The organism is Actinoplanes sp. ATCC 53533 (assembly GCF_003947245.1).
In genome coordinates this window covers 241,822-267,429 of sequence record NZ_QHHV01000028.1, presented here as the reverse complement: position 1 = coordinate 267,429, position 25,608 = coordinate 241,822, and the positions used below count along the sequence as shown (strand labels likewise).

The 25,608-nt window shown below is 71.0% G+C and carries 20 protein-coding genes; 13 read left to right on the top strand and 7 right to left on the bottom strand.

Annotation, left to right across the window (positions count from 1 at the left end; all coding sequences use genetic code 11):
• Position 1: 1 nt before the first annotated feature.
• From DMB66_RS11505 to DMB66_RS11485, 5 genes are all read left to right on the top strand, one after another.
• A complete protein-coding gene (locus tag DMB66_RS11505; protein WP_158647213.1) occupies positions 2–1,039 on the top strand; it encodes an AraC family transcriptional regulator in 1,038 nt (345 codons plus the stop codon).
• A gap of 27 nt (positions 1,040–1,066) precedes the next feature.
• Entirely contained in the window at positions 1,067–3,736 is a 2,670-nt protein-coding gene (locus DMB66_RS11500; RefSeq protein WP_125804028.1) for a LuxR C-terminal-related transcriptional regulator, read from the top strand.
• 167 nt (positions 3,737–3,903) lie between these two features.
• Positions 3,904–4,998, top strand: a complete 1,095-nt coding sequence (locus DMB66_RS11495) for an NAD(P)/FAD-dependent oxidoreductase (protein WP_125804027.1) — start codon at positions 3,904–3,906, stop codon at positions 4,996–4,998.
• Positions 4,999–5,009: 11 nt separating this feature from the next.
• Positions 5,010–5,495 carry a nuclear transport factor 2 family protein gene (locus DMB66_RS11490; protein ID WP_255440544.1) on the top strand — a complete coding sequence of 162 codons (486 nt, stop codon included), beginning with the start codon at positions 5,010–5,012 and terminating at the stop codon, positions 5,493–5,495.
• A gap of 2 nt (positions 5,496–5,497) precedes the next feature.
• Positions 5,498–6,109: a DedA family protein gene (locus DMB66_RS11485; RefSeq protein ID WP_125804026.1), complete on the top strand. Its 612-nt coding sequence runs from the start codon at positions 5,498–5,500 to the stop codon at positions 6,107–6,109.
• 21 nt (positions 6,110–6,130) lie between these two features.
• On the opposite strand, the gene DMB66_RS61115 is transcribed toward DMB66_RS11485, so the two are convergent.
• Positions 6,131–7,066 carry a hypothetical protein gene (locus DMB66_RS61115; protein WP_158647212.1) on the bottom strand — a complete coding sequence of 312 codons (936 nt, stop codon included), beginning with the start codon at positions 7,064–7,066 and terminating at the stop codon, positions 6,131–6,133.
• A gap of 236 nt (positions 7,067–7,302) precedes the next feature.
• On the opposite strand from DMB66_RS61115, the gene DMB66_RS11475 reads away from it, so the two are divergent.
• Positions 7,303–7,602, top strand: a complete 300-nt coding sequence (locus DMB66_RS11475; protein WP_125804025.1) for a hypothetical protein — start codon at positions 7,303–7,305, stop codon at positions 7,600–7,602.
• 34 nt (positions 7,603–7,636) lie between these two features.
• Here DMB66_RS11475 and DMB66_RS11470 read toward each other — a convergent pair whose 3' ends face one another.
• Positions 7,637–7,930: a hypothetical protein gene (locus DMB66_RS11470; protein ID WP_125804024.1), complete on the bottom strand. Its 294-nt coding sequence runs from the start codon at positions 7,928–7,930 to the stop codon at positions 7,637–7,639.
• A 256-nt stretch (positions 7,931–8,186) separates the two neighbouring features.
• Here DMB66_RS11470 and DMB66_RS11465 point away from each other — a divergent pair, with 256 nt between their 5' ends.
• From DMB66_RS11465 to DMB66_RS11445, 5 genes are all read left to right on the top strand, one after another.
• Positions 8,187–10,976, top strand: a complete 2,790-nt coding sequence (locus tag DMB66_RS11465; protein WP_125804023.1) for a cation-translocating P-type ATPase — start codon at positions 8,187–8,189, stop codon at positions 10,974–10,976.
• A gap of 16 nt (positions 10,977–10,992) precedes the next feature.
• Entirely contained in the window at positions 10,993–11,811 is an 819-nt protein-coding gene (gene ppk2 / locus DMB66_RS11460) for a polyphosphate kinase 2 (RefSeq protein ID WP_125804022.1), read from the top strand.
• Between the two features lie 95 nt (positions 11,812–11,906).
• A complete protein-coding gene (locus tag DMB66_RS11455; protein WP_125804021.1) occupies positions 11,907–13,370 on the top strand; it encodes an APC family permease in 1,464 nt (487 codons plus the stop codon).
• A complete protein-coding gene (locus DMB66_RS11450) occupies positions 13,367–13,810 on the top strand; it encodes a hypothetical protein (RefSeq protein WP_125804020.1) in 444 nt (147 codons plus the stop codon). Before DMB66_RS11455 ends, DMB66_RS11450 begins: the two co-directional genes overlap by 4 nt.
• A 5-nt stretch (positions 13,811–13,815) precedes the next feature.
• On the top strand, positions 13,816–15,156 hold the full coding sequence (locus DMB66_RS11445) for a dipeptidase (protein WP_125804019.1): 1,341 nt from the start codon (positions 13,816–13,818) through the stop codon (positions 15,154–15,156).
• Between the two features lie 47 nt (positions 15,157–15,203).
• On the opposite strand, the gene DMB66_RS11440 is transcribed toward DMB66_RS11445, so the two are convergent.
• Positions 15,204–16,322 carry an aminopeptidase P family protein gene (locus tag DMB66_RS11440; protein WP_125804018.1) on the bottom strand — a complete coding sequence of 373 codons (1,119 nt, stop codon included), beginning with the start codon at positions 16,320–16,322 and terminating at the stop codon, positions 15,204–15,206.
• Positions 16,323–16,357: 35 nt separating this feature from the next.
• The gene (locus DMB66_RS11435; protein ID WP_125804017.1) at positions 16,358–17,857 is read right to left on the bottom strand and encodes an MFS transporter; all 1,500 of its coding nucleotides are present in this window, start codon (positions 17,855–17,857) and stop codon (positions 16,358–16,360) included.
• Positions 17,858–18,057: 200 nt separating this feature from the next.
• Between DMB66_RS11435 and DMB66_RS11430 the strand changes: the two genes are divergently transcribed.
• Positions 18,058–19,323, top strand: a complete 1,266-nt coding sequence (locus tag DMB66_RS11430) for a threonine/serine exporter ThrE family protein (protein WP_125804047.1) — start codon at positions 18,058–18,060, stop codon at positions 19,321–19,323.
• Between the two features lie 14 nt (positions 19,324–19,337).
• On the opposite strand, the gene DMB66_RS11425 is transcribed toward DMB66_RS11430, so the two are convergent.
• Positions 19,338–19,670 (bottom strand): hypothetical protein, encoded by a 333-nt coding sequence (locus tag DMB66_RS11425; RefSeq protein WP_125804016.1) that lies wholly within the window; start codon positions 19,668–19,670, stop codon positions 19,338–19,340.
• A 491-nt stretch (positions 19,671–20,161) separates the two neighbouring features.
• On the opposite strand from DMB66_RS11425, the gene DMB66_RS11420 reads away from it, so the two are divergent.
• Positions 20,162–20,647 carry a hypothetical protein gene (locus tag DMB66_RS11420; protein ID WP_125804015.1) on the top strand — a complete coding sequence of 162 codons (486 nt, stop codon included), beginning with the start codon at positions 20,162–20,164 and terminating at the stop codon, positions 20,645–20,647.
• Here the strand turns inward: DMB66_RS11420 and DMB66_RS11415 are convergent.
• Both DMB66_RS11415 and DMB66_RS11405 read right to left on the bottom strand, forming a co-directional pair.
• On the bottom strand, positions 20,640–23,321 hold the full coding sequence (locus tag DMB66_RS11415; protein ID WP_158647211.1) for a LuxR C-terminal-related transcriptional regulator: 2,682 nt from the start codon (positions 23,319–23,321) through the stop codon (positions 20,640–20,642). The genes DMB66_RS11420 and DMB66_RS11415 overlap by 8 nt on opposite strands.
• Positions 23,322–24,025: 704 nt before the next feature.
• The gene (locus DMB66_RS11405) at positions 24,026–25,387 is read right to left on the bottom strand and encodes a diacylglycerol kinase family protein (RefSeq protein WP_125804012.1); all 1,362 of its coding nucleotides are present in this window, start codon (positions 25,385–25,387) and stop codon (positions 24,026–24,028) included.
• Positions 25,388–25,608: the final 221 nt, after the last annotated feature.

Genomic DNA, 25,608 nt, shown 5'->3' with positions numbered 1-25,608 from the left:
GGTGGCAACCGGAGGGCCCTGCGAGGTGCGCCACTTCAACCTGAACGACGGTGAGCCGTCGTCCCGGGTCGACATCCTGGACGAGGCGGCCCGCAGTTGCTCGGTGCCCTTCCGCGCCCGCCCGGCCGACCGCGCGCGACCCGTCCGATTCGAGCACCTGGACCGCTATTTCGGCGACGTCAACGTCACCCGGACCACGCTCGACAACTTCTACGGGCTCCGGTCGGCGAACCTGGCGCGGAAGGACACCGTGCCCCGGTTCATTCTGACCGTCTCCTCCGGCCCGTACGCGATCGAGCAGGACGATCGGCTGGATCGCCGGCCGTCGGGATCCATGGTGCCGTACTCGAGCCGAGGTGCGCTGCGGCTGCAAGCGGACGAGCCGATCCAGGCCTGGTCGCTCACCGTGACCCTGGAGGAGCTCGGTCTGCCCTACTTGTTCCTCCGTGGCGTCATGGTGCGCAGCATCGGGCACAGTCCGCTCGGGCCGATGGTCGCCAAATATCTGACCGAGCTCGCCGCACTCCCCGCACTCTCGCCGGCGCAGGCGGCATCGTTGGCCCACCCGACGATCGACCTGCTCCGGGCCCTGCTGGCGACCGCCGGAGGCGACGAGTTTCTCGCCCGGCGACCGCTGAGCCAGACCCTGGGCACGAGAATCATGGTGCACCTGCGCACCCACCTGGGTGACCCCGAACTGGGCGCGGACAAGCTCGCCGCCCACTTCGGCATCTCGAAACGGTACCTGTACGCGGTCCTCGCCCGGATGGACGTCACGCTCGGCGAATGGATCCGGACCGAACGACTCGGCCGGGCCGCCCGAGAGCTGGCGAACCCCGGCAACGCGCTGGTGTCGGTCGCGGCCATCGCCCGGACGCTCGGGTTTGCCGACCACTCGTCGTTCTCCCGCGCGTTCAAGCAGCAGTTCGGGTGCACTCCCTCGGAGTGGCGGGGCCGCACCGACGCCGAGCGGGCGAGTCGGCCGGCATCGATCATGTTGCCCGAGATAGCGCAGAAGGGCTCGCGAGCGCGGGACTGAGCCGGTGATGTCGAAACGGGGAAAGCGATGCTGGTCGGACGCGACGTCCAGATAGCGTCAGTCACTGCTCTGCTGGAAGCGGCCGGAGCACAGGCCGGCGGCGCCGTGGTCCTGCGCGGTGAAGCGGGGATCGGCAAGACCGCCCTGGTGGCGCACGTGTCGGCGCTGGCGGCCGAGCACGGAATGCGGGTCGTCGGTGTGTCCGGGGTTCAGGCGGAGGTGCACATCCCGTACGCGGGGCTGCACCGTCTCTTGTGGTCGTTGGGACGCCGCGGGCCGGCGCTGGCGGTCGAGATCGAATCGCCGTACCGGACGGCGATGGACCTGTTGGACCTGCTCGGCGCTCAGGTAGATCCGGTCCTCGTGGCCGTAGAGGACGCGCACTGGCTGGATCGCGGCTCGTGGGAGGCGTTGACGTTCGCGGCGCGGCGGATCGGGGCGGACCCGGTCGCGATGGTGCTGACGGTCCGGGACGGCGAGGACGTCGACCTGCTCCTGGCGCAGGCGGGGTTGCCGGAGCTGCGGCTGGAACCGCTGTTGCCGGCCGACGCCGGCGCGCTGCTGGAATCGGTCGCGCCGGGCCTGTCCCCGCCCTTGCGGGAGCGCGTGCTGGAACAGTCGGCGGGCAACCCGCTGGGGCTGGTGGAGCTGGGCGGAGTGGCGGTGAGGTCCGGTGGCGCGGCGCTGCTGCCGTCGTGGTTGCCGCTGACCACGCGGGTGGAGCGAACGTTCGCCGCGCTGGTCGCCGAACTGCCGGCCGCCACCCGATCGCTGCTGCTGGTCGCCGCGCTGGACGACGGGGACGCCCTCGACGAGATCGTCGCGGCGTGCTGCCGGTTCGCGGGGCGCCCGGTGACCGTCGAGGACGTCGAACCGGCCGTGACGACCCGGCTGGTCCAGGTCGACGACACGTACCGGCTGCGGTTCCGGCATCCGCTGCTGCGCTCGGCGCTGTACCAGTCCGCCGGCGCGGCCCAGCGGCGGCGGGTCCACGCCGCGCTCGCCGAGGCCGTCGGCGCGGACCCCGATCGCCGCGTGTGGCACCGAGCGGGAGCGGCGGCCGGCCCGGACGAAGCACTCGCCCGGGAGCTGACCGAGACAGCGACCCGAGCCGGGCACCGGCAGGCGGCCGGCGTGGCGCTGGCGGCTTTCCAGCGGGCCGTACAGCTGAGCGAGGACCCGTCCGAACGCGGCCGGCGGTTGCTCGCGGCCGCTGAGGCCGCAGCCGAGCTGGGCGACATCGCCGCCGCGCGGACGTTGCTGGACGACGTGGCCGACCACCGGCTACGTCCCGCCGACCAGGCGTGGCTGTCGTACCTGCGGGAGCAGTTCTTCATCACCGGTTGGTCGGGCACCGCCAGGCTGATGGTCTACGCCGAGCTCATCGATGCCCTGCGCCGGGACGGTGACCGGCGGCGGGCCATGGACGCGCTGATCGCCATGAGCTTGCGGTTCTACTGGTCGAATCCGCCTGCGGCGACGATCCAGGCGTACCTGACGGTGGCCGACGACATCGACGCGCCCAAGGACGATCCGCGGATGATCGCCACCGTGGGGCTGATCGCCCCGGTGGAGCGCGGGGCGGTGACGCTGGAGCGGATGACGGAGTTACGGGCCCGATTCGACCTGAGCCCCACCGAGCAGCAATTGCTGGGCCTGAGTGCGAGCGGCACGGGCGCACTGCACCTGTCGGCACAGTTCTTCGGGGCCGCGGTGGCCGGTGTGCGGGCCCAGGGCCGCGTCGGCGTCCTCGCCCAACTGCTGGCCAGCCAGGCGTTCACCGCGGCATACCTCGGCGACGCCCGGACGGCCCGCCCGGCAGCCACCGAAGCCGCGGCGCTCGCCGCCGAAACCGGCCAGCCGGCCTGGGCGTTGACGGCAGCGCTGATGCTCGGCCACGCGGAAGCGCTGGCCGGCGACACGGTCGCGGCCCGGGAGGCGGCCGACCGCGGAGAGAGCATCCTGCTGTCGAGCGGGCGGCTGCCGATGCTCGCTCTGGTGCAGGCCATCCGGGGAGTGGCGGCGCTCGCCGGCGGACGTCCCGCCGACGCGTTCCGGCAGCTGTACCGCATCTTCGACCCGGACGACGTGGCTTACCACCCGTACCTGCGGTTCGTGACGTTCGGGCATCTGGCCGAGGCCGCCGCGTGGTGCGGGGAGGAGGACGCGCTCCGGGCGACCTCGGCCCGGCTGGCCCCGATAGCTCGCGAGTGTGGTTCCCCCGCGCTCGTGGTCGCGCTCCGGTACGCCGATGCGATGCTGGCCGGCGAGGCCCAGCGGTTCGAGACGGCGCTGGCCGCCGATCTCTCCGAGTGGCCGTTCGAGCGGGCCCGGCTGGAGCGGGCGTACGGCGCATGGCTGCGCCGACAGCGCAGGGCCGCCGAGTCGCGGCCGCTGCTGCGGTCGGCTGCGGCGACCTTCGACGCGATCGGCGCGGTGCCCTGGGCCGAGCGCGCCCGGGCCGAACTCCGCGCGTCGGGTGAGTCGCTGCGCCGGCCGGTCGACGCCGCCTACGCCTTGACGGTGCAGGAACAGCAGATCGCTCGACTGGCCGCCGAGGGATTGAGCAACAAGGAGATAGCCGAGCGGCTGTTCCTGTCGCCCCGCACGATCACCACCCACCTGTACCGGATCTTCCCGAAGCTCGGTATCAAGTCCCGCCGTGAGCTGACACGCGCCATGAGCATGCCCCCCTGAAGATTGCATGCGGGTAAACCCTGGGTTAGAGAGGATGCATTGGACATCATGCGCGTGCGGGTCCATCGTGGAAGACAGCGCCGGAGCCCCCATGCTGCGGCCGCGATGTCCGTGCGGGTGTCCGGAATCCGCACTCCTCACCTGACAGCCTCGACAGGAGCTCGCAGATGCGTGTCATCATCGCCGGCGGTGGCCTCGTCGGTCTCACCGCCGCCCTGGCCCTGCACCGCGACGGCGCCGAGGTGCTGGTCCACGAGCAGGCAACCGAGATCCGCGCGGTCGGCGCCGCCATCGGTCTGTGGCGCAACGCCCTCGATGTGTTCACCGACATCGGCCTCGGCGACGGCGTGCAAGCCCTCGGAACCACCGTGCACACCTGGTTCTACGACGCCGCCGGCCACAAGTTCCGGGCCCCAGGCTCCGCCGCATCCGACCACACGATGCTGCTGCTGCCCCGGCCGGAACTGACCCGGCTGCTCGCCGACGCGGTCACCCCCGACCGGATCCGGCTCGGCAGCGCCGTGACCGGCTTCGACGAACGGCCGGACGGCGTCACCGTGCACTTCGCCGACGGCACCACCACCGACGCCGACCTGCTCATCGGAGCCGATGGCGTGCACTCCCGGGTCCGGGAGCACCTTCTGCCCGGATCAGGCGCCGAGGCACACGCCGGGCACCACGCCTGGCGGGCTGTCATCCCCACGGGTGACGAACCACCGCAGGGCAGCATCCTGACGGTGGGCCACCACCGCACCCGGGGCGGATACACCCGCACCTACGGGGGAAACACCACCTGGATGGTCAACCAGTTCGACTGCCCGCCGCTGACCGGAACACTCAAGGAACAGGCCCTGCGGCGCGCCGGCAACCTGAACGACAACGGGTGGGGCGAGCCGCTGCGCCGCCTCATCGAACGCACGCCGGACGACCGCATCCTGCGGCACCAGATCATGGTCGTGCCCCGGCTGCCCCGCTTCACCGATCCCCGGGTCGCGCTGATCGGCGACGCCGCGCACGGCCTGTCACCACACATCTCCGCCGGCGGCACCCTCGGAATCGAGGACGTCGGCGTCCTGTCCCGGCTGCTCACCGGCAGCCCCGACGTCAGGTCGGCCCTGGCGGCATTCGACGCCGACCGGCTCCCTCGCTACGACACCGTCCACAAGCTCTCCGCCGCCGTCGAGCAAGCCCGCACCGCCGAGGAGTACGCACACGAATACGCCGCCTTCAGTCACTGGATGCTCAGCGAGGCACCGCACTGAAAGGAACACCCGTGCTCCAAGACCGCGAAAGGATCGCCGACGTGCTCACGACGTTGGCCTTCGCCTGCGACGACAAGAACTGGGAGCAGTTCGGCCGGCTGTTCACCGACCGGCTCCACTATGACGCCTCCCGGCACAGCGGCAAACCCGCCGCGGACCTCACCGTCGAGGAATTCACGGCTGTCGCGCGAGGCGTGCTCGACGGCTTCGACTGCACACACCACGCGCTCTCGAACAAGCTGATCACTGTGGCCGGCGATGAGGCGCGCTGCCGAGCCTATGTCGTCGCCTACCACTACGTCGCGGCGGAGCCGGGCGCGGTGGACTACTGCGTCATGCGGGGATATTGCACCTTCGGGCTGCGCCGCATCCGGGACGAGTGGTTGATCAGCAGGTGGGAAGTCGTGCGGACGGCCCCCCTGGAGGGTTCGCCGGAGGTCTATCGCATCGCCGCCGAAAAAGTCGCACGGCACCCCTACGAGATCGGATCTTCGTAAACATGCCGGACTGGCTGGAGTTAGCTAGCTCATTCGCGTCGTCTCCCTGGCTCTACCTCATTCTGATATCGGTGTCCCTGCTGGATTCCTTTCTGCCGCTGATCCCGAGCGAACCGGTGGTCATCGCCGCGGGCGTCTATGCCGCCAGCGGCGAAACGGAACTGCTGTGGGTCGTCATCGCGACCGCGCTCGGCGCGTTCCTGGGCGACCTCATCCCGTACGGCGTGGGCCGAGCGCTCAAGGATCGGATCCTGAAGCGGCTGCCGGCCGGGTCCAAGCGCCGCAGGACGCACGACTGGCTCGCGGCCGAGCTCGCACGCCGGGGTGGCTTCGTGCTCGTGTCCACCAGGTTCATCCCCGTCGGGCGATACATCGCCACCTTGACCACCGGCATCGTCGGCTATTCCTTCTGGAACTACGCGCTGTTCACCGGAATCGCGGCCGTCACCTGGAGCACCTACACGGTCCTCTCCGGCTTCATCGGTGGACTTCTGTTCCAGGACAATCCCGTCCTGGGCATAGGCGTCGGCGTCGGCCTGGGACTCGTCGTGACCCTCGCCATGGAAGCGGTACGCCACTTCCGTCAGAAGAACAGGGCACTGGATCCTTCCTAGGGCCGAGCTCGATGCGGATGGTCAGGTCTGGAAAGCGGTCGGCCCCGGTTCTCCTGCTGGCGGCGGCTCGGGCTGCGGCTGAACGGTGAGGATCGCGGTGAGCGCCCGTCCCGCCTGATCGACCCTGGTTCGCAGCATCGACCAGTCCCGCCCGGTCGCCAGCGCCTCGTTCTCGGCGTCAACAGCGGTGATCAGTTCCTGAAGCAGGCTGGCGACCCGTAGCGACCAGTTCTGTCGCGCTTCGCCCGAGGCCCGGTCCATCAGCGCGCTCCACCGGCTCAGCGCATCGGTGAGGTCGGCTCGCACCGGTGGCCAGACCAGGCTCCGCCGGCCGGTGGTGGTCGTGCTCAGCACCGGAGGCAGCCGGGTGGTGGCGATGGTCCGGGTCTCCGACTCCAACGCGCGGGCCTCGGTGTCCCACGCGGATCTTCGCTGCGACCGGGCGACCAGCAGCCCGGCGACGAGCAGCGCGGCGACGAGCGCGATCAGCAGCAACCATCCGAGCGTTCCCAGGCCCTGGGATGCGCCGACCGTGGCGGCCACGGACGTCGACGTGACCGGGGTCGGCGTTTGCTCGACCGGTGTGCTGGTTCGGGCCGGCACGGTGGTCCGGGTGGTCCGGGCCGGGGCGGGTTCGGTGGCGGCAGGCGAGGTGGGGGGACGGGTCGTGGTCTCGGCCGCGGTGGTGGATCGGGTGGTGCGCGTCCGCTCCGGCGTCACGACGGCGGCTGTCGGGGGTCGAGTCGTCGCTACCGGCTCGGTGGTCCTTTCGGGTGCGGGAGTGTCCGGCTCTCCGGAGGCGGGACGGTCCACAGCGCGTTCCGAGGCACGCGTCGACGGCAGGCCCGAGGGGGCCTCGCCGCCGGCGCCGCAAGCGGTCAGCCCGATGACGATTCCGAGCAGCAGCCAGGCCAGGACGGTGGCGACCGGTCGACGATGGTTGCGTCTGGACCCCATGGGGTGGCTCCTTTCCGCGGCGGTGACCGTGACGCTAGTTCCGGCGTCGTCGCTTCGAATCATTCGAAGGTGATGGGTTCCCTGGCCGCCCGAGCGTCCGCCTGAACGGCAGAGCCGGCACCGCGTCCCGACGAGTCGACCTCGAAAATCGCTCCACCGGGGTGAAGCCCGGCGGCGTGGTAGCTGCCACGGTGACCGGAGCACAAGCCGTACCGGTCCGAAGCGGAGGTTCGACGATGAGACAGACACAGGCACAACCTGAACGATCAGTTCGCCGGTTGGTGGTCACGGGCGCGGTGCTGGAGGCGACAGCCGGCGCCCTCGGGCTCGCGGGCCTGGTGCTGTGGACGATCGCGGTCACGTCCCGGACGCAGCAACGCGTTGCCCGGATGGAGGTCCCGCCGTCCGAGCTGGCTCGGCGGCACTGGGCCAGGGCGCGGGCCGCGACTTCCGCCGGTGTCGGCGCCTGGCGCGGCATGCCGGCCGGCTCGCGCACCGACGGAGCGCGCCGTGAGTGGGAGACATCGCGGCCCTGAGTCGCCGGCGCGGGGCTGCCGGAGCGCGGCCGTGTCATGGCACCCAGATCAGGATGCAACTCCCGGACCCGGGCTCGGTCGCGAACACCGGTGGGCCGGCTCCCGGCTGTGGTGTTCCGCAGCCGGGAGCGACACCAGGTCCGGACGGATCGTCACCCAGCTGCACGACGACCGACGGCTGGTGCCGCTCCCGCGCCGCGGCGTGCTCCTCAACGCGACTCATCCGCAGCACGACCCACGACACGATCAACAGGACGGTCATCACGACGATGACGGTCTGTGCGGCCGTGGTGCAGTCCGGGTCTTCGCACCGGTGAGCGAGCCGCATGTCGTCCTCCTCGCCCGGTCCCCGCGATGCCCGGCTTTCCATGGCGTGAGGATGCCGGGTGCCCGGCCACGGCACGTCATCTGCCAAGGGTGAACAGCATCCGGCCGGGTGGCGGACCCCGTCCGCGTGGACGGCCCGGCACTCGCCCCGGACCACCGAAACCATCCCCCCGGGGTGAGGGGGCCCCGTCCACCGGACGTGACGGTGAACCAGTACGCCGGGCGGGACCCACCTGCCCGCACCCAGGGGGCGCACGATGACCGAAGCGACCAGCACGATCGATGAGCACCGGTCCGGCGCCGACCGGCCACCGTGGTACGCCCGCACGGCGACCGAGGTGGTGACGGTCCTCGGCACGGACGCCGAGCGCGGGCTGGACGGTGCGACGGTGGCCGACCGGCTGCGCAGGCTCGGCCCCAACCGCATCGCCGAGGACAAGCCCCCGTCGTCCTGGGCGGTGGCGCTGCAGCAGCTGCGCGATCCGATGAACATCATGCTGGTGATCGTGGTGGCCGCCGGAATCGTCATCGGCGAGTTCTCGACGGCTCTCATCGTGGCGCTGCTCGTGCTGCTCAACGTCGTACTCGGGGCCCGCCAGGAACTCGCCGCCCGGGCCAGCGTGGACGCGCTGGCCAAGATGCAGGTACCGGCCGCCCGGGTGGTGCGCGACGGTGAGATCGTGCTGCTGTCGGCCGTGGAACTGGTGCCCGGCGACGTCGTCCATCTGGAGGCCGGTGACCTCGTCCCGGCCGACGGACGGGTGCTGCGCTCGGCGACCCTGGAGACCCAGGAAGCGGCGCTGACCGGGGAGAGCGCGCCGGTCGCCAAGAACGCCGCCACGCTCGCGCAGGGCGACGTGGCGCTGGGCGACCGATCCAACATGCTGTTCCAGAACACCTCGGTGACCCGCGGCACGGCGACGATGGCGGTCACGGCGACCGGCATGCAGACCGAGATGGGCCGGATCGCCACCATGCTCACCCAGGTCCAACGGACCCGGTCGCCGCTGCAACGCGAACTCGACTCGCTGACCAAGGTGCTCGGGATCGTCGCCTGGACCGCGGTGGCGTTCATCGTCGTGGTGGGATGGCTGCGCGGCCTGGCGCTGGATCAGCTGCTCCTGCTGGGCACCGCGATGGCGATCTCCGCCATCCCGACCGGCCTGCCGGCCTTCGTCGCGGGGCTGCTGTCCTACGGCGCGAAGAACCTCGCCGCGGCGCGCGCCATCGTCAAGAACCTCACCGATGTCGAGACGCTCGGCGCCACGAGCGCCATCAACACCGACAAGACCGGCACGCTGACCATGAACCAGATGATGGTCTCGATGCTCTACACCGGCGGCGCCTGGTTCTCCGTGGCGGGCGAGGGCTATCGCAAGGCCGGCGCGATCACGTCGGTGGCCGGCACGCCCGTGCCCGACTTCACCCGGCTGGCCCTCGGCCTGGTGCTCGACAGCGACGCCACCGTCACGGACGACGGCGCGGTGGTCGGTGACCCGACCGAGGCGGCGCTGGTCGTGCTGGCGGCCAAGCTGGGGGTCGACGCCGGGGAGACGCGGCGGGCGTACCCCCGCCTCGCCGAGGTGCCGTTCGACTCCGACTACAAGTTCATGGCCACCTTCCACCGGTATCCGGTGGACGGCGGGGAGCGGGTCATCGAGCTGGTCAAGGGCGCGCCGGACGTGGTGCTGGCCCGCTGCGACGGTGCTGGTGGGCCGCTGCACGAGCAGCAGCCGATCGGTGACGTCCGCGCGGCGATCGAGGCCGCCAACCAGCGGATGGGCGCGCAAGGCCTGCGGGTGCTCGCGTTCGCGGCTCGGATCATCGACCCCGCTGAAGCGCCGGCGCTGGATCACGATCCCATGTCGCTGACCCGCGGGCTGAGTTTCGTCGGCCTGGCCGGCATGATCGACCCGCTGCGGGCCGAGGCACACGACGCGGTCCGGATCGCGCTGCGGGCCGGGATCGACGTCCGCGTGATCACCGGCGACCATGCGGTGACGGCACAGGCGATCGCCGGCATGCTCGGGCTCGGCCCGGGTGCGATCAGCGGCACCGAGCTGCGGCAGCTGTCCGACGAGGAACTCATCCGGCGGCTGCCCGAGCTGCACGTCTTCGGCCGGGTGTCACCGCAGGACAAGCTGCGCCTGGCCCGGGTGATGCAGCGGCAGGGCCGGATCGTCGCCATGACCGGTGACGCGGTCAACGACGCGGCGGCGTTGAAACAGGCGGACATCGGCGTCGCCATGGGCAGCGGCAGCGAGGTCACGAAGCAGGCCGCCCGCATGATCCTCACCGACGACAACTTCGGGACGCTGGTGCGCGCGGTCGGGATCGGCCGCCGGGTGTACGAGAAGATCGTCGCTTACGTGCGCTACCAGATGACTCAGCTGCTCGCACTGGTGCTGCTCTTCGTGGCGGCCACCGCGTTCAACATCAACCAGGGCGTGGCGCTGACCCCGTCGATGGTGCTCTATCTGTTCTTCTTCGCCACCGCCGTCGGTGTCATCATCATCGCCGTGGACCCGGGCGACCCGCGGGTCATGCACCGGCCACCGCGCGACCCGGCGGTGCCGATCACCAACCCACGGGCCGTGCTGTTCTGGCTGCTCTACGCGGCGGTCCTGTTCGGCGCGGCGCTCGTACCGCTGGTCGCCGGTCCGGACCAGCCGCGCACCGACGCGCCCAGTGTCGCCATGACCATGGCGTTCGTGGTGCTCGGGCTCGGCACGGTCGGCAATGCGATCACCAACCGCCGGGACCCGGCCTGCGGATTGTCGCCGCCGATCGTCAAGGCCGCCGCCATCGGCCTGATCACGGTCGCCCTGCTGGTGCTCGCCACCCGGGTCGACTTCCTGCGGCAGAGCCTGCTGACCCAGCCGCTGACCGGCCCGCAATGGCTGGCCTGCCTGGCTCTCGCCCTGGTGCTGCCGGTCGCGGTCGAGACGGTGAAGCTGGTGCGCCGGCGGCGCCTGCCCCGGGTGGCCACCGATCCGCTGCGGGCCGTCACGCCGGAACGGGGTCGTACCTCACCGTTGCCCAGCTGAACGCCGAGGAGGAGCCATGGCGAAGCACAAGAATCCGGCCGGCGACGGCAACCTGCCACGCCCCCGGATGAAGAACAAGGAATACCGGCGGGAACTGCGCCTGCTGCACGGCCAACTGGTCGCGTTGCAGGAGTGGGTGAAGTCCACCGGCGCCAAGGTCTGTGTCGTGTTCGAGGGCCGGGACACCGCCGGCAAGGGCGGCACGATCAAGGCGATCACCGAGCGGGTGAGCCCGCGGGTGTTCCGGGTGGTCGCGCTGCCCGCACCGAGCCCGCGTGAGCGATCCCAGATGTACCTGCAACGGTACGTGCCGCATCTGCCGGGCGCCGGCGACGTGGTCATCTTCGACCGCAGCTGGTACAACCGCGCCGGCGTCGAGCCGGTGATGGGCTTCTGCACCCGGGAGCAGGCGGACGAGTTCCTGCGGGCGACGCCCGACGTCGAACGCGCCATCGTCGACTCCGGGGTGATCCTGCTCAAGTACTGGCTGGAGGTCAGCGCCGAGGAGCAGACGCGGCGCCTGCAGAGCCGCATCGACGATCCGCGCAAGGTGTGGAAACTGTCCGATCTGGACCTCAAGTCCTACAGCCGGTGGCACGAGTACTCCCGGTGCCGCGACGAGATGTTCCGGGCGACGGACACCGCCTGGGCGCCGTGGTACGTGGCCCGCACCGACGACAAGAAGCGTGGCCGGCTCAACATCATCACCCATCTGCTCGGCACCATCCCGTACGAGCCGTTGCCGCACCGTGCGGTGAGCCTGCCGAAGCGGCAGAAGGCGGACGGATACCGGGAACCGGCCATCCCGCTGCGGTACATCCCGACGCCGTACTGACGCGTCCGTCCCGTCGATCTCGTCCCGCGCGGATGAACCGCACCGCCGGGGACAGCTATCAGCATGGCTGCATCAGTCGAATCGGAGGAGCCATCGTGAGTACGAAGGACGTCCCCGCGAACCGATCGGCCCGGCCGCCCGGCGCGGGCACCCGGGCACCCAAGACCGCCTACATCTCCTGGGTCGCGCTGGCCCTCATGACGACCAGTTCGGTGGCGAGCCTGCGCCCGTCACCCACCATGGCCGTGTACGGGCTGGCGTGCGTCTTCCTCTACCTCATCCCGGCCGTGGTCTTCCTGATCCCGACCTCCCTGGTCTCCGCCGAGTTGGCCTCCGGCTGGACCGGTGGCGTGTACCGGTGGGTCAGCGAGGGCATCTCGAAGCCGATGGGCTTCCTCGCCGTCTGGTGCCAGTTCGCCATGACGGTCTTCTACTACCCGAGCCTGCTGGGTTTCGTGGCGGCCACCCTGGCCTACGTCATCAATCCGGACCTGGCGTCCAGCGGTGTCTGGACCGCGATCGTCATCGTGGTGTGCTACTGGACCGGGGTGTGGGTGTCCTCCCGCGGCACCAAGGGAGTAGCCGGGCTGGCCAGCAGCGGCCTGATCATCGGCACCCTGATTCCCGGCGTGCTGCTGGTCACGCTGGGCATCGTCTTCCTCGGCCAGGGCAACGAGTCCGCCGCGCCGATGACCGCCGACAACCTGCTGCCGGCCTGGGCGGGCCTGGCCAGCCTGGTGCTCATCGTCAACAACTTCCTGTCGTATTCCGGCATGGAGATGAACGCTGTGCACGTCGGCTCGCTGCGCGATCCGGCCAAGCAGTTCCCCCGGTCGATGTTCCTGGCGATGGGCCTGGTGCTGCTCATCTTCATCCCGCCGGCGCTGGCGATCAGCTGGATCGTGCCGGCCGAGGAGCTCTCCCTGACTGCCGGCATCATGCAGGCGTTCGACGCGGTGCTCGCCGAGTTCGGCATCCAGTGGCTCACCCCGATCCTCGGCATCATGCTGGTCACCGCATCGCTGGCCGGCATGCTGACCTGGCTCGCCGGGCCATCCCGGGGCCTGCTGCTCATTTCCCGGCAGGAGGGCTACCTGCCGCCGTTCCTGCAGCGCCTGAACAAGCACGGCGTGCAGCAGAACATCCTGGTCACCCAGGGTGCGATCACCACGGTGATCGCACTGGGGTACGCGCTCATCCCCGACGTCTCCAGCGCGTACTGGATCTTCTCGGTGATCACCACGCAGGTTTACCTGATCATGTATCTGCTGATGTTCGTCGCCGCCATCAGGTTGCGCCGCAACCAGCCGGACCATCCCCGCGGCTACCGGGCCCCGATGCTGGTCGGGTTGTGCGGTGTCGGCTTCTCCGCCTCGCTGGCCGCGTTGCTGATCGGCTTCGTCCCGCCGTCGCAGTTCGGCGGCGGCAACGTCTGGGTCTATCTGCTGATCGTCGGCGGCGGTGCGCTCGGTCTCGGCCTGCTCGTGCCCTACCTGTTCTACCGGCTGCGCAAGCCGTCCTGGCGGACGGCGGATCCCGAGGAGGTCCCGGCGACATGAGAGCCACCGTCAACGATCCGGACCGGACCCGCTGGACCACGTACATCGTGCTCGGGGTGGTGTTCCTGCTGCTCGCCGGGGTCGCGCTCCTGATGTTCGGTTCGGCGCGTTCGGACGCGCGGGCCGAGGAGAAGGCCGATGAATACCTCGCGGAGCTGTCCGCGAACGGCCTGGGCACACCGTCCAAGGAACAGGTCGTCCAGGTGCTCGGTGACGACGGGGGAGCCCTCTGCGCCGACCCGGCCTCCGCCCTGAACCGTGCCGCGCTGTACGGCGCGCTGACCAACGGGGCGGGCGGCCCCGGCGCCCGGCCGGTGATCGCCGACAACAAGGTGCTGCAAGGGCAGTTGCTGGCCATCAAGGTGTACTGCCCCGAGGAGCTCGAGAAGTTCACCGCCGTCGTGGACGGCCTCAAGTACGCCGACGTGGCACAGGGGTGAGCGGGATGGACCTGCGTGATCGCATCGCCGGCCTGATGGGACAGGCCCGCGCCGACCTGGCCGAGATCGTCTCGATCCCCTCGGTCGCCGACCCGCGCCAATTCCCGCCGCAGGAGTGCGCCCGGGCAGCGCAGTGGGTGCTGGACCGGTTCGCGCAGGTCGGGTTCACCGACCTGCGACTGGCGGAGACCGCCGACGGAAGTCGTGCGGTCTACGGTGCGCGGCCGGTCCCGGATCCGGCCGCGCCCACCGTCCTGCTCTACGCCCACTACGACGTCCAGCCGCCGTTGGACGACGAGGCCTGGCATACACCTCCGTTCACGCTCACCGAGGCGGCCGGCCGGTGGTACGGCCGCGGCGCCGCCGACTGCAAGGGCAACATCGTCATGCATCTGACGGCGCTGCGGGCGCTCGGCGATGAGTGCCCGGTCAACCTGAAACTCATCGTGGAGGGATCCGAGGAACAGGGCACCGGCGGGCTGGAGGACTTCGTCCCCCGCAACGCCGATCTGCTGCGCGCGGACGCCATCCTGGTCTGCGACACCGGCAACGCGGCGGTCGGCGTGCCGGCCGCCACGGTCAGCCTGCGCGGCATGGTCAACGTGGTGGTCGGTGTCGAGGCGCTCGGCTCTGAGGTGCACTCGGGCATGTTCGGCGGGGCGGCCCCGGATGCGCTCGCCGCCCTCGTGCAGATGCTGGCGACCCTGCGCGACCGCGCCGGCAACACCACCGTCAGCGGCCTGGACAACACGCAGACCTGGCACGGCGAGGACTATCCGGCCGATCGGTTCCGCGCCGACGCCGGACTGCTCGACGGGGTGTACCTGCTCGGCGACGGCACCGTGTCGGACATGATCTGGGCCCGTCCGGTGGTGACGGTGCTGGGCATCGACTGCCCGCCGGTGATCGGCTCAGCCGCGGCGATCCAGCCGCATGCCCGGGCCCGGCTCAACCTGCGGGTCCCGCCCGGGCTGGATCCCGACAAGGCGTACGACGCGCTGGCCGGACAGTTGCGCGCCATGGCGCCGTGGGGAGTACACGTGACGGTCGAACGGGAAGCGGTGGGGCACCCGTTCCGTGCCCGGACCGGGGGACCGGCGTACGCGGCGCTCGCCAGCGCCATGCGTGACGCGTTCGGCCGGCCGATGACCGCGCTGGGGCAGGGCGGGTCCATCCCGTTGTGCAACGTGTTCGCCGATACCTACCCGCAGGCCGAGATCATCCTGATCGGCGTCGAGGACCCGGTGTGCCGCATGCACGCACCGAACGAGAGTGTCCATCCCGACGAGATCGCCGGGATGGCACTGGCCGAGGCGTTGTTCCTGCAGCGGTACGGCGCTCGCTGAGCGCCGCGGGCGGCGGCAGCGACGTTGCTGCCACCGCCCGCGGCAGATCATGAGACGACGTGCATCTCGTGCCGGGTGTTGTTGAGTCGCCGGCCGCCGTCCTCGGTCACCGTCACGATGTCCTCGATCCGGACGCCGAAGCGGCCGGGCAGGTAGACGCCGGGCTCGATCGAGAAACACATGCCGGGCACCAGCGGCCGCCACTCGCCCTGCACCAGGTACGGCGGCTCGTGCGTGGTCAGCCCGATGCCGTGCCCGGTGCGGTGGATGAAGTACCTGCCGTAGCCGGCGTCGTCGATGACCTGGCGCGCCACCCGATCGATCTCCTGGCACGCGACGCCTGGGCGTACCGCCTCGAAGGCCGCCTGCTGGGCGCGGCGCACCACGTCGAAGACCTCATGCTCCTCGTCGGTGGCCGGGCCGACGTGCACGGTCCGGGTGGTGTCGGATCCGTAGCCCTCGCACAGCCCGCCGAAGTCCAGGATCACCATGTCCCCGTCCCGCACGATCCGCTCACCCATCTCATGATGCGGGTTGGCGCCGTTGGGACCGGAACCGACGATGGTGAAGTCGACCTGGGAATGGCCGTGCGCACGGAGGAAGCCGGCCAGGTCGGCGCCGATCTCGCGCTCGCTGCGGCCGGCGAAGCATACGCCGACGATCTGCTCGTAGGCCGCGTCCGCCGCCGCACCGGCGGCGGCGAGCCGGTCCACCTCATCGGAATCCTTGACCGCGCGCAGCATCGGCAGCGCACCGGTCATCGAGCTGTAGCGGGAGCCGGGCATCAGCTGCTGCAGGCCGAGCAGGTGCATCGCCCAGGTGGAGTCGGATATCGCATAGTGGCCGGCGGGATCGAGCAGCGACGCGAGCAGAACGTAAGGGCTGTCCCCGTCGGCCCAGTCGACGAGCGAGACGGCGGCCGCGCCGGGGGCCGGCTCGGCGTCGGGGCGTTCGAGCATCGGTACCAGCATGATCGGTTCCCGGTCGGCGTCCAGGATCATCAGGGTGATCCGTTCGGTGATGGCGGTCGGCCGATAGCCGGTGAAGTAGACGAGATCGGGTCCCGGGCTCACCAGGATCCCGGTGAGCCCGGCCTCGGCGGCCTGGACGACCGCACGCTCCATCCGGCGTACGTAGTCCTCGGTGGTGAACGGGCTGGTCGTCATCGGACTTGTCTCCTCTCGCCGGCGTGGCAGTCGCCTCAACGGTGCCGCGTCGGGTGTGTCGGAATGGTGTGACTGGCCGCCGCCGCGGCGGCGGACCGGTCCAGGGCCGAGGCCGCCTCGCTGCGGTGCCGGCCCATCAGCAGGGCCAGTGCGATGCCCGTGGCGGCCGTGACGGCGAGCAGCAGTGCCGATCGGGACAGCCCGGCCGCGAGCGCGTCCGCGGCCGGCGCACCCTCGGCGGTGCGGGCCGCCGACACCGCGGTGGACACGGTGGCGGCGGCGGCGACGGCCAGCGATCCGCCCACGTATCGGGCCATGTTGGAGATTCCCGAGGCCTGTCCCACCTCCGCCGGGGCGACGGCAGCGGTGGACGCCGCCGACGCCGGCCCGTTGGCCAGGCCCAGGCCGATCGCGGTGACGGCGAGCGGCAGGACGAAAGCGGCGTAGCTCCAGGACGCGGAGACGAACCCGAGCGCCGCACAGCCCAGCGCGGCGAGCCCGAAGCCGAGGGCGACCGCCTGCCGGGTGCCGATCCGCATCGCCAGCGGTGTGATCAGCGGGGTGACCGCGATCATCGCCGCGGCGGCCGGCAGCGTGGCGAAGCCGGCCTCCAGCGCGCTCATGCCGAATCCGGCCGGGTCCTGGAAATACAGGCTGAGGGTGTACATCAGGGCGTTGATCGCGCCGGCGACGAGCAGGATGGCGAGGGTGGCGCCGACGACCACCCGGTTGCGCAGCAGCCGCAGGTCCACCAGGGGCGCGGCGGCCCGGCGCTCGGCGGCGACGAAGCCGGCCGTACCGAGCACCGAGACCACCAGGCAGCAGATCGTCGGCAGCGAGACCCAGCCCCAGTCGGCGCCCTCGCTCAGCGCGAGCACGAGCGGCACCAGGGCGACCGCGATGAGTACGGTGCCCACCACGTCGATGGAGCGGGGGCGGTCGGGGTCCTGCGATTCCGTGACCGTTCCCAGAGTGAGCGGCACGCAGGCGGCGGCGATGCCGGCGTCGATCCAGAAGAGACCCTGCCAGCCGATCGTGTCGGCCAGCAGCCCGCCGATCAGCGGCCCGGCAGCCGCGCCGACGGCGGACGCCGCGCCCCACAACGTGATGGCACGCATCTGGCCGGCACCGGACGACGCGACAGACAGCAGGCTCATGCCGCAGGCGAGCATGGTGGAGCCGGCCGCACCCTGCACCATCCGGCCGGCGATCACCCCGGTGGCGCTGCCGGACAGGGCGATGAGGGCGCAGGAGGCGGTGAACAGGATGAGGCCCCCGACGAAGATGCGCCGACGGCCGAAGACGTCGCCCATCGCGCCGGCGGTCACGATGACCGCGGCACCGACGAGCATGTACCCGGTGATCGCCCACTGCAGCGTGCTCACCGTGGTGTCCAGGTCCGCACTGATCGCCGGCAGCAGGATCGTCACCGCGGAGGTGTTCGCGTTGACCACGAGCGCCGAGATGCAGGCCGCCAGCAGGACACCCCGGCCCGCCGAGCGGCCGTCGCGCGAGGTTGTCCCGAGCCCGACCATCAGCTGTCCCTCGTCCTCGACATGGCTTTCCCCTTCCGCGGACCGCCGTCATCCGCCCGTGTCCCAGCCTGGCAAGCGGGCGGCGCGCGGGCCTCACTCGGCGCGAATGATCGGTCGGACGGCTGCCGTGCGACGAACGGGTCATCCCGGCGCGGTGAGGCGGCTGGGGCCGCGCATGCCTAGCGTCCCTATCCGTGAGAATGGACCGGGTGGCCGGTGAGGCCGAGGATCTGCAGCAGTTCCTGCTCTTTCTCGGCAGTGCGCTGACCGCCGCCGGAGAAGCCGTCAACCAGATCGAGGAGCACCTGCGCCGGGTGGCCGCGGCCTACGGCGCTCCCGACGCGCGGGTCAGCGTCACGCCCACGTATCTGGTGGTGGCGCTGGAACCCGGGCGGCCGGCGACGCTGGAGCCGACCGGTCAGCTCCGCGGTGGGCTGCGGCTCGACCAGACGGCGGCCTTGTTCGAGGTGTTGCGGTCGGCCGGGCACGGCCGCCTGCCACCGGCGGAGGGCAGTCGTCGGGTGCGGGCCCTCGTCGACATGCCGCCCCGCTTCGGGCGGACTGTACGGGTTTTCGGGCATGCCGTGCTGACCGTGGGCATCTGCCTGGTGCTGAAACCGACCTGGGGTGACCTGACGCTCGCCGCGGTGTTCGGCGTGCTGGTCGGCGTTCTCAAGCTGACCGGTGCGCGCTTCGCGAGCGTTCAGATGATGATGCCGGTGGTCGCGGCGTTCACGGTCGCGGCGCTCACCTTCCTGGTGGCGGAAACAGGATGGGCCGACGTGGATCTGCGGGCCATGGTGGCTCCGCTGGTCACGTTCCTGCCCGGCGCGATGCTCACCATGGCGGTGGTGGAGATCTCCGCCGCCGAGATGATCACCGGCTCCAGCCGCCTGGTGACCGGCACCCTGCAGCTGCTCCTGCTCGCCTTCGGGATCATCGGTGCGGCGCAGGCGGTGGGCACGCCGGCGGCCGACCTCACCGTGGCGGCCCCGGGCGCGCTCGGCGGCTGGGCGTCCTGGATCGGTGCCCTGATCGTCGGCATCGGCAGCTACCTGTTGCATTCCGGCCCGCCGCGGTCCCTGGGCTGGCTGTGCCTCGTGCTCTATGCGGGCTGGATCGGCCAGTACCTCGGCGGCCTCGTTCTGGGCGGATACCTCAGCGGATTCGTCGGCGCGATAGTGCTGACCATCGTGGCGTACGCGGTGGAGCGGGTGCCGTCCGGGCCACCCGCACTGGTGTCCTTTCTTCCGGGCTTCTGGCTGCTCGTTCCCGGTGCGCTGAGTCTGATCGGGGTGACCGAGTATCTGAGCCGGGACGTCGTGCGGGGCGCCGAGGACCTGCTCGGCGCGGTCGGCTCAATGGTGGCGGTCGCCCTCGGCGTGCTCTGCGGCTATCCGCTCTTCCGAGCCCTGGCGCGGTCGATCGGCTGGCTCGGCGCCGCCGGGCCCAGCCGGGGCCGGTAGCACGCTCGCCGCCGTCACCACGGGCCCAGATCGAACGAGTGGCGTCCGGGATGACCCTCGAACAGCAGGCAGGAGTCGTCCTCCCCGGGCTCGTCGGGCTCGTCGCGGACTCCGGGACATGCCGTCACCTGTTCGACCGTCGAGGAGCTGAAGGTCCAGCGGACCCACCACTCGATGTCGTCGCACTGCTGGCCGAGAGCGCCGTGCGGACCGTTGTGGCGAAACTCCAGCTGGCATTCATGGTCGGGGCGCACTGGCTGCGTCGCGTAGGGACGCCGCTTGAGCCAAAGTATCTGGAAGTCGCTGAGCTCGATCCGCGCAGGACACCGTTCACCGGGCGAGAACACGAGGACACGGTACTGGTACCCCGCCAGGATAGCGACCCGAAGTGCCACCTCAATCGTGGCGCGGGAGGAGGTGGCCGGGGTGATGCCGGCCCGCCCAGCGGCGGGCCGGCATCCGGCCGGTCGACGGTGCGCCCTCTCGCACTCGGACCCGGGGAGCGCGCCGCTGACTACGGGACGGTCGCGCTTGGATGACGCCGGACAGCCCCCCACGGTCTGCCCGGCGCTGCGCCGCGGGTTGCGGTCGCCGGCCTACCAACCAGTCAGCCAGACGCCGGCGGCCGAACCCTCATCCCTGGCGAATGAACTTATCCATCCAGTGTGGACCGTGCCGGCCGCACGGATGCCGATCATCCCAGCCGAATGAGGCGGTAGGCCCGGCGCATCGAGCAGGCTCGGCGCGACCCGGTAGCCGCACCGACACCAGGAGGACATGATGACCATCGGACATCAGCCGGCGAACACCCGGCAGGATCGCGGAGACGGGGCCCGCCATGGCAGCTGAGCAGCAGCCCCGTACGGTGCCGGGACGTCCAGCCGCGCACTCCGCGCCGCCGGCTCCGCTGGCCGCCAGGGCAACCGCATGGCTGGGATGGGTCCTGTTCATCAGCATCATCATGCTCTCCGCGGGACTGATCAATATCGCCCAGGGCCTGATCGCGTTGCTGGACGACGACTTCTATGTCGCATCCGCCACCGGTCTGACGGTCGATGTGAGTTTCACGGCTTGGGGGATCGCCCTGCTGGTGCTGGGGGTGGCGCTGGTCGCCGGTGCGTACGGCGTGCTGACCGGTTACGGGTGGGGCCGGACCATCGGCGTGCTGGCCGCCGCGGTGAACGCGCTGGTGAACCTGGGATTCGTGGCGGCCTACCCGTACTGGACCGTGCTGGTCGTGGCTTTCGACGTCATCGCCATCTACGCCCTGGTCGTGCACGGCGGAGCGGCCAAGGCGCTGCGCACGGGCGGGACGCCTAGATGAGCCCGTGCTCGCGGGCCCGGGCCACCGCCTGCCGGCGCCGTGTGGTCCCGAGCTTGCGATAGATCGCGCGCATGTGCGCCTTGATCGTGTTGACCGACACGCCGAGCTCCTCACCGATCTCCGCGGCCGTCAACATGGTCGGTAGATAGCGCAGCACCTCGGTCTCCCGATGGCTGAGTGTCATGATGCGGCCCGGGGCGGCATCCATCGGCCCGGTCCCGCCGATTCGCTGCAGCAGGTCGGCGATGAACGAGGTGCGCTCGCCGGTCACCAGGCTCTGCCGGGCGATGAGCGGGCCGAGCCGCCCGCCGGCGAGGCCGAGGAACGGGCGCCGGATCCCCTCCGGCGCGGCCATCGTTATCGCCTTCGCCAGCAGCTCATCGGCCTCCAGCCCGCGACCGGCGGCTTCGGACACCAGGGCACCCAGAATCCGGGCCTCGACCGTCGCCACTGTTTCCGACATCAGTGAACCCCGCTCGGCCAGCAACGCCTGTGCCTCGCCCAGGTCACGACCGGCGAGCGCGGCGCGAACCAGCAGGTTGCGTTCCGGCAGGGTCAGCGTGCCGCGTCTGGCCGGGGTGGCGTACCGCTGCCGCACCAGCTCCGGCCGGCCGGAGCGCAGGTCCGCCTCGGACTCGGCGGCGAGCAGCCAACGATCGATCGTCGGGATCCGGGCCCTCGGATACCGCTGCCGGTGCGCCTCCCGCAGGAACGCTCGCGCGCTGGGCAGCCGGTCCTGAGCCATCGCCAGCCGCGCCGCGATGCCCAGCGATATCTTCCACTGTGCCGCTTCGGGCTCGCTGCGATGGGCGCGCAATCCCTGCTGGAGCGGCCGTTCCGCACGCCCCGGGCAACCGCGCTCCAGCTCGACGAGCGCCGCCGCGTGGTGCGTGGCCACCACCTGCAGCGAGTTCGTCCAGCCGCCCTGTTGTGCCCTGTCCTGTGCGATACGAACCAGGCGGTCGGCCTCGCGGACCGACCCGAACACCACCTCGAGCAGCGCGAGGTGACCGAGTGCGTTGATTTCGACCAGATCCACGCCGACGTTGTGCGCCGCGGCTACCGCCATCGAGAGATACCGCTCGGCGGCCTCGGGCCGTCCGGTCCACAGCAGCGCCACGCCCCCGTTGTTCAGCGCGATGGCCCGGTACTGCAATGTCGCGGGCAGCCGCGCGAGCGGCACGTGAGTGAGCGCGGTGAGCTGGCCGACAGTGTCGTCGATCATCGCCGGCATGTCGCCGTCGACCCGGCTCACCGCCCCGCGCAGGGCCCGGATCGAGATCTCGACGGCTCGTCGCTCGGCGACGGACCGGTCGGTCAGCAGTTCCCGAGCCTCACCGAGGCGTTCCCGGATGCCCGCGTAGTCACCGGCGTTGAACTGCAGGATGGCCCCGCACAACACCAACTCGGCGGTGCCGCCGAATTCCGCGGCGGGCACCTGTTCGAGAACCTTCACCAGGCGCCCACGGTCGCGAGAGAGGATCATCGGCGCGGCGTCGACGACGAGCCGGCCGACGTACGCCCAATCCTGCGCGGCGACCGCGTGGCAGAGGGCGTCGATGATGAGATCGTGTTTGGCGTACCAGTCCGCTGCTCGCCGATGCAGCCGGGGAAGCATCCCCGGGGCCTCCACCATCAGATGGTGCTGCAGCACGTCCCGGATGAGGTGGTGGTAGCGGAACCAGAAGGGCCGGGAGTCCAGCCGGACGACGAACTGGTTGACCTGCTCGAGCTCCTCGAGGGTGCGCTGACCGGTGTTCTCACCGGTGATCGCGTCGGCCAGGTCGCCGCACAGATGTTCGCAGATGCTGGTGTACAGCAGAAAGCTCCGGAACTGCGCAGTCTGGCGAGCCAATACCTCCTCGGACAGGTAGTCGTCGACCGGGCGCAGGTCGCCGGTGAAATCGGCGACGGACCCGCCGTCCGGCCCGGCGACGAACGACGCCGCGAGCTGCAGGCCGACCGCCCAGCCCTCGGTTCGTCGCACCAGCAATCCGATCTCGTCCGGTGCCAGGTTCACCCCCTGGCCGGCCAGCAACTCGGCCGCCTCCACCGCGGTGAAGGCGAGGTCACTCGCCCGGATCTCGCTCAGCTCACCGGCCGCGCGCAGTCGGTGCAGGGGGAGAGTGGGCTCGGACCGGCTGATCAGGACGAGCCGGAAGTCGTCTCGCGGTGGGCGGAGCAGGCCACTGAGGTCCCGGATCAGCCGCCGGTCGTGAATCACGTCGAAGTCGTCGAGGACCAGCACCACCGGAGCCCGAAGCTGGCTGAACAGGCGGCTCAGGGCACGGATGTGTCCGATGCTGTCGTCCGGCAGGGCGTCGAAGTCACCGGGAGACTGTCCGGTCGCGGTGACCGCCGTCGAGCGCAGTGCGGCGAGCACGTGTGTCGCGAAGACCTGGGGATCGTTGTCGTACGGGTCGAGCGTCAGCCAGGCGACGGGAAGGAGCTGGGTCGCCGACCACGCCGACACCATCGTGGTCTTGCCCCAGCCGGGACCCGCGCTGACCAGGGTCACCAGCCGCCGCACCCCGGTGTCCAGCAGTTCGGTCAGCCGCGGCCGGTACAGCCTGGAACGTTCGACGTGGGGGCGAGACAGTTTGGGCGAGGCCAGCACCGCATCAGCGCGGGCCGGCGGAATCGTTCCCCGATGGTCCGGCTCACCGTTCCGCATCACCATGCTCCCCCTTCGGCATGTCTCACAGCCCCTCGTGCGGCGAGCACCCGCTCCGCGCCGGGCGCGGGTGTGTCACCCGGCGCTGAGCCGCAGCGCGGATTCTGGTTCGGTGGCGCGCGGCGCGGCGGGTGGCTCCTCGCGGTACCCACGGCCAGCGCGTTCATGTGGACCTTGACTGCTTTGCCCCACGCAGGGCATCACGGATGTGCGGGCCGTTGCAACATCCTTCCGGGTTGCACCTGCTGCTCGTCCACCCGTCATGGATGACCTGCGCCGCCGCGGACGGGGGGACCATCGGGGCAGATGCGCACGGCGAACCCACCAGATCTGGAGATGCGACATCATGAATGTCCGTTATGAGATACATGTACAGGGCCTGCTCGGGCCGGTCCTGCGGACGGTCTTCGCCGATCTGCACTGCGTGGCGGTGTCCCGATTCACGACCATTCACGCGCGTCTGTCCACCGACGAACTGCGCTTCTTGCTGCACCAGCTCGATCAGCGCGGGGTGCGACTCGAGCGCGTGTGCTCCCAGCCGGGCGGTGGTGACCGGACGCGCGCACCCGGCCGTCGATCACCGGACGCGGGTGAGCCGGCAGACCCGTCGCCACGACGTTGATCGGGACGAACCGGCGATGCGGCCCGGGCCGGTGGCTTCCGGGTCGCCGGCCCTCGCGATCCACCGACCCTCGGCCCGGACATCAGCGGTGGCCGGTGGACAGTGCGAGCCGGCGCAGGCGGACCCAGTCCAGTTCCGGTCGTGGCGGCGGCACACCCGGCCGGTCGCGGGGCACTCGCACTCGCAACGCCGCGGGTTGGATCGTGCAGTGCACCGGAGTCGGCAGCATGACCGCCTCACCGTCGATACCCACCGGCAGCGAAGGCACGTCCGCATCCACCACCGCCTCGGTCGCGGTGAGGGCGGTGAGCGACTGCGACGCCCACCGGCGACCTCGCACGAGCCCGGCAGCGTCGACGGCCCCACGCACCCTGACCGCCAGGACGCCCAGGACGCCACCGTCCAGCCGGGGTCGTCTGCCCAGCCCGGCGATGTCGTCCGAGCCGTACGGGTTGTTGCTGACCAAAACGGCCTGCGGCGCGGTTCGGACGGTGCCGCCGGCCCGCAGGCGCAGCCGGGGCCCACGGTGCCCGACCAGCAGGTCGGGCAGCATGCCCAGGGCGGTGCCGATCTTGTCGTCACGGTAGGCCTCGCTCTGCACGACCGCCGCGTATGCCCCGAACGAGGCATTGTTCACGAACGTTCGGTCGCCCACCCGCCCCAGGTCGACCCGGATCTCGACCCCGTCGCGCAACGCGTCCAGGCACGTCGCCGGGTCATCCCGGTCCAGCCCCAGGTCGAGCGCGAAGTGGTTGCGGGTCCCCGCGGAGATCACCAGGAAGGGGACGCCGAGCTGCGCCGCGACGGCGGCCACCCGAGCCTGGGTGCCGTCTCCGCCGGCGACGCCGAGGAGGTCCGCCCCGTCGCCCACCGCCTGCCGGGCCAGGTCGGCCACGTCCGTCTCCTCGGGCCCACCCAGCAACACCACCTCGGCGCCCAGCGACCGGGCGCGCTCGTCCAGCCCGAACCGCTCCACCTTGCCGCCGCCGGAACGCGGATTCATGATCAAGAATGGGTGACGTGGCGGCGGCCGCTCATACTCCACCGGGCCGGCCACCGTGCTCGACGCGGCCAGGGCGCGTCTCCCGGCTGCCAGGGTTCCGGTCCACAGCAGCGCCAGGGCCACCACCACTCTGATCTGGCGATTGCCGGCGAGCAGGACCGCCACAGCCAGCGGGGCCAGCACCGTTAGCGCTCCGGCGAACCAGCGCCACAGCCCGCGGTGGGTCAGAAACCACCAGGCGCCGGCCAAGCCGACCGCCATGCCGCCGGCTGCTACCGCCAGGAGCAGAACGCCCACCAGGACGCCCACGATCAGCACCAGTGCGGTGGCGGTGCCGGCGAGCAGGAAGGCGAGCCGGGCGAGCCAGCGCTCGGCCGACCGGGACGGCGTGGCCGGCGCCGGCACCTCCGCGGGAGCGGCGTATCGGGCATGACTGGTCATGTCGCCTCCGTCGGTGCGGGGTATCCCGGCAGTGTGGTCGGCCGTCGCGCACCGATGCCTCATGCCCGCCGGATGAACCCGGGTGCCCAACCGCCGCCATGGACGGCGGATCGCGGCAACCCCGAACGTCGGAGGAATCCCGCTGCGGCACCCGACGCACCATCCGCCGCGAAGGACGGGATTGCCGGATTATCCGATCCGGGGGATGTGCTACTCCTGTG

Coding starts and splice junctions, on each gene's coding strand:
- DMB66_RS11500 (WP_125804028.1), top strand. CDS start 1,067: ATGCTGGTCGGACGCGACGTCCAGATAGCGTCAGTCACTGCTCTGCTG.
- DMB66_RS11495 (WP_125804027.1), top strand. CDS start 3,904: ATGCGTGTCATCATCGCCGGCGGTGGCCTCGTCGGTCTCACCGCCGCC.
- DMB66_RS11485 (WP_125804026.1), top strand. CDS start 5,498: ATGCCGGACTGGCTGGAGTTAGCTAGCTCATTCGCGTCGTCTCCCTGG.
- DMB66_RS61115 (WP_158647212.1), bottom strand. CDS start 7,066: ATGGGGTCCAGACGCAACCATCGTCGACCGGTCGCCACCGTCCTGGCC.
- DMB66_RS11475 (WP_125804025.1), top strand. CDS start 7,303: ATGAGACAGACACAGGCACAACCTGAACGATCAGTTCGCCGGTTGGTG.
- DMB66_RS11470 (WP_125804024.1), bottom strand. CDS start 7,930: ATGCGGCTCGCTCACCGGTGCGAAGACCCGGACTGCACCACGGCCGCA.
- DMB66_RS11465 (WP_125804023.1), top strand. CDS start 8,187: ATGACCGAAGCGACCAGCACGATCGATGAGCACCGGTCCGGCGCCGAC.
- ppk2 (WP_125804022.1), top strand. CDS start 10,993: ATGGCGAAGCACAAGAATCCGGCCGGCGACGGCAACCTGCCACGCCCC.
- DMB66_RS11450 (WP_125804020.1), top strand. CDS start 13,367: ATGAGAGCCACCGTCAACGATCCGGACCGGACCCGCTGGACCACGTAC.
- DMB66_RS11445 (WP_125804019.1), top strand. CDS start 13,816: ATGGACCTGCGTGATCGCATCGCCGGCCTGATGGGACAGGCCCGCGCC.
- DMB66_RS11440 (WP_125804018.1), bottom strand. CDS start 16,322: ATGACGACCAGCCCGTTCACCACCGAGGACTACGTACGCCGGATGGAG.
- DMB66_RS11435 (WP_125804017.1), bottom strand. CDS start 17,857: ATGGTCGGGCTCGGGACAACCTCGCGCGACGGCCGCTCGGCGGGCCGG.
- DMB66_RS11430 (WP_125804047.1), top strand. CDS start 18,058: ATGGACCGGGTGGCCGGTGAGGCCGAGGATCTGCAGCAGTTCCTGCTC.
- DMB66_RS11420 (WP_125804015.1), top strand. CDS start 20,162: ATGGCAGCTGAGCAGCAGCCCCGTACGGTGCCGGGACGTCCAGCCGCG.
- DMB66_RS11415 (WP_158647211.1), bottom strand. CDS start 23,321: ATGCGGAACGGTGAGCCGGACCATCGGGGAACGATTCCGCCGGCCCGC.
- DMB66_RS11405 (WP_125804012.1), bottom strand. CDS start 25,387: ATGACCAGTCATGCCCGATACGCCGCTCCCGCGGAGGTGCCGGCGCCG.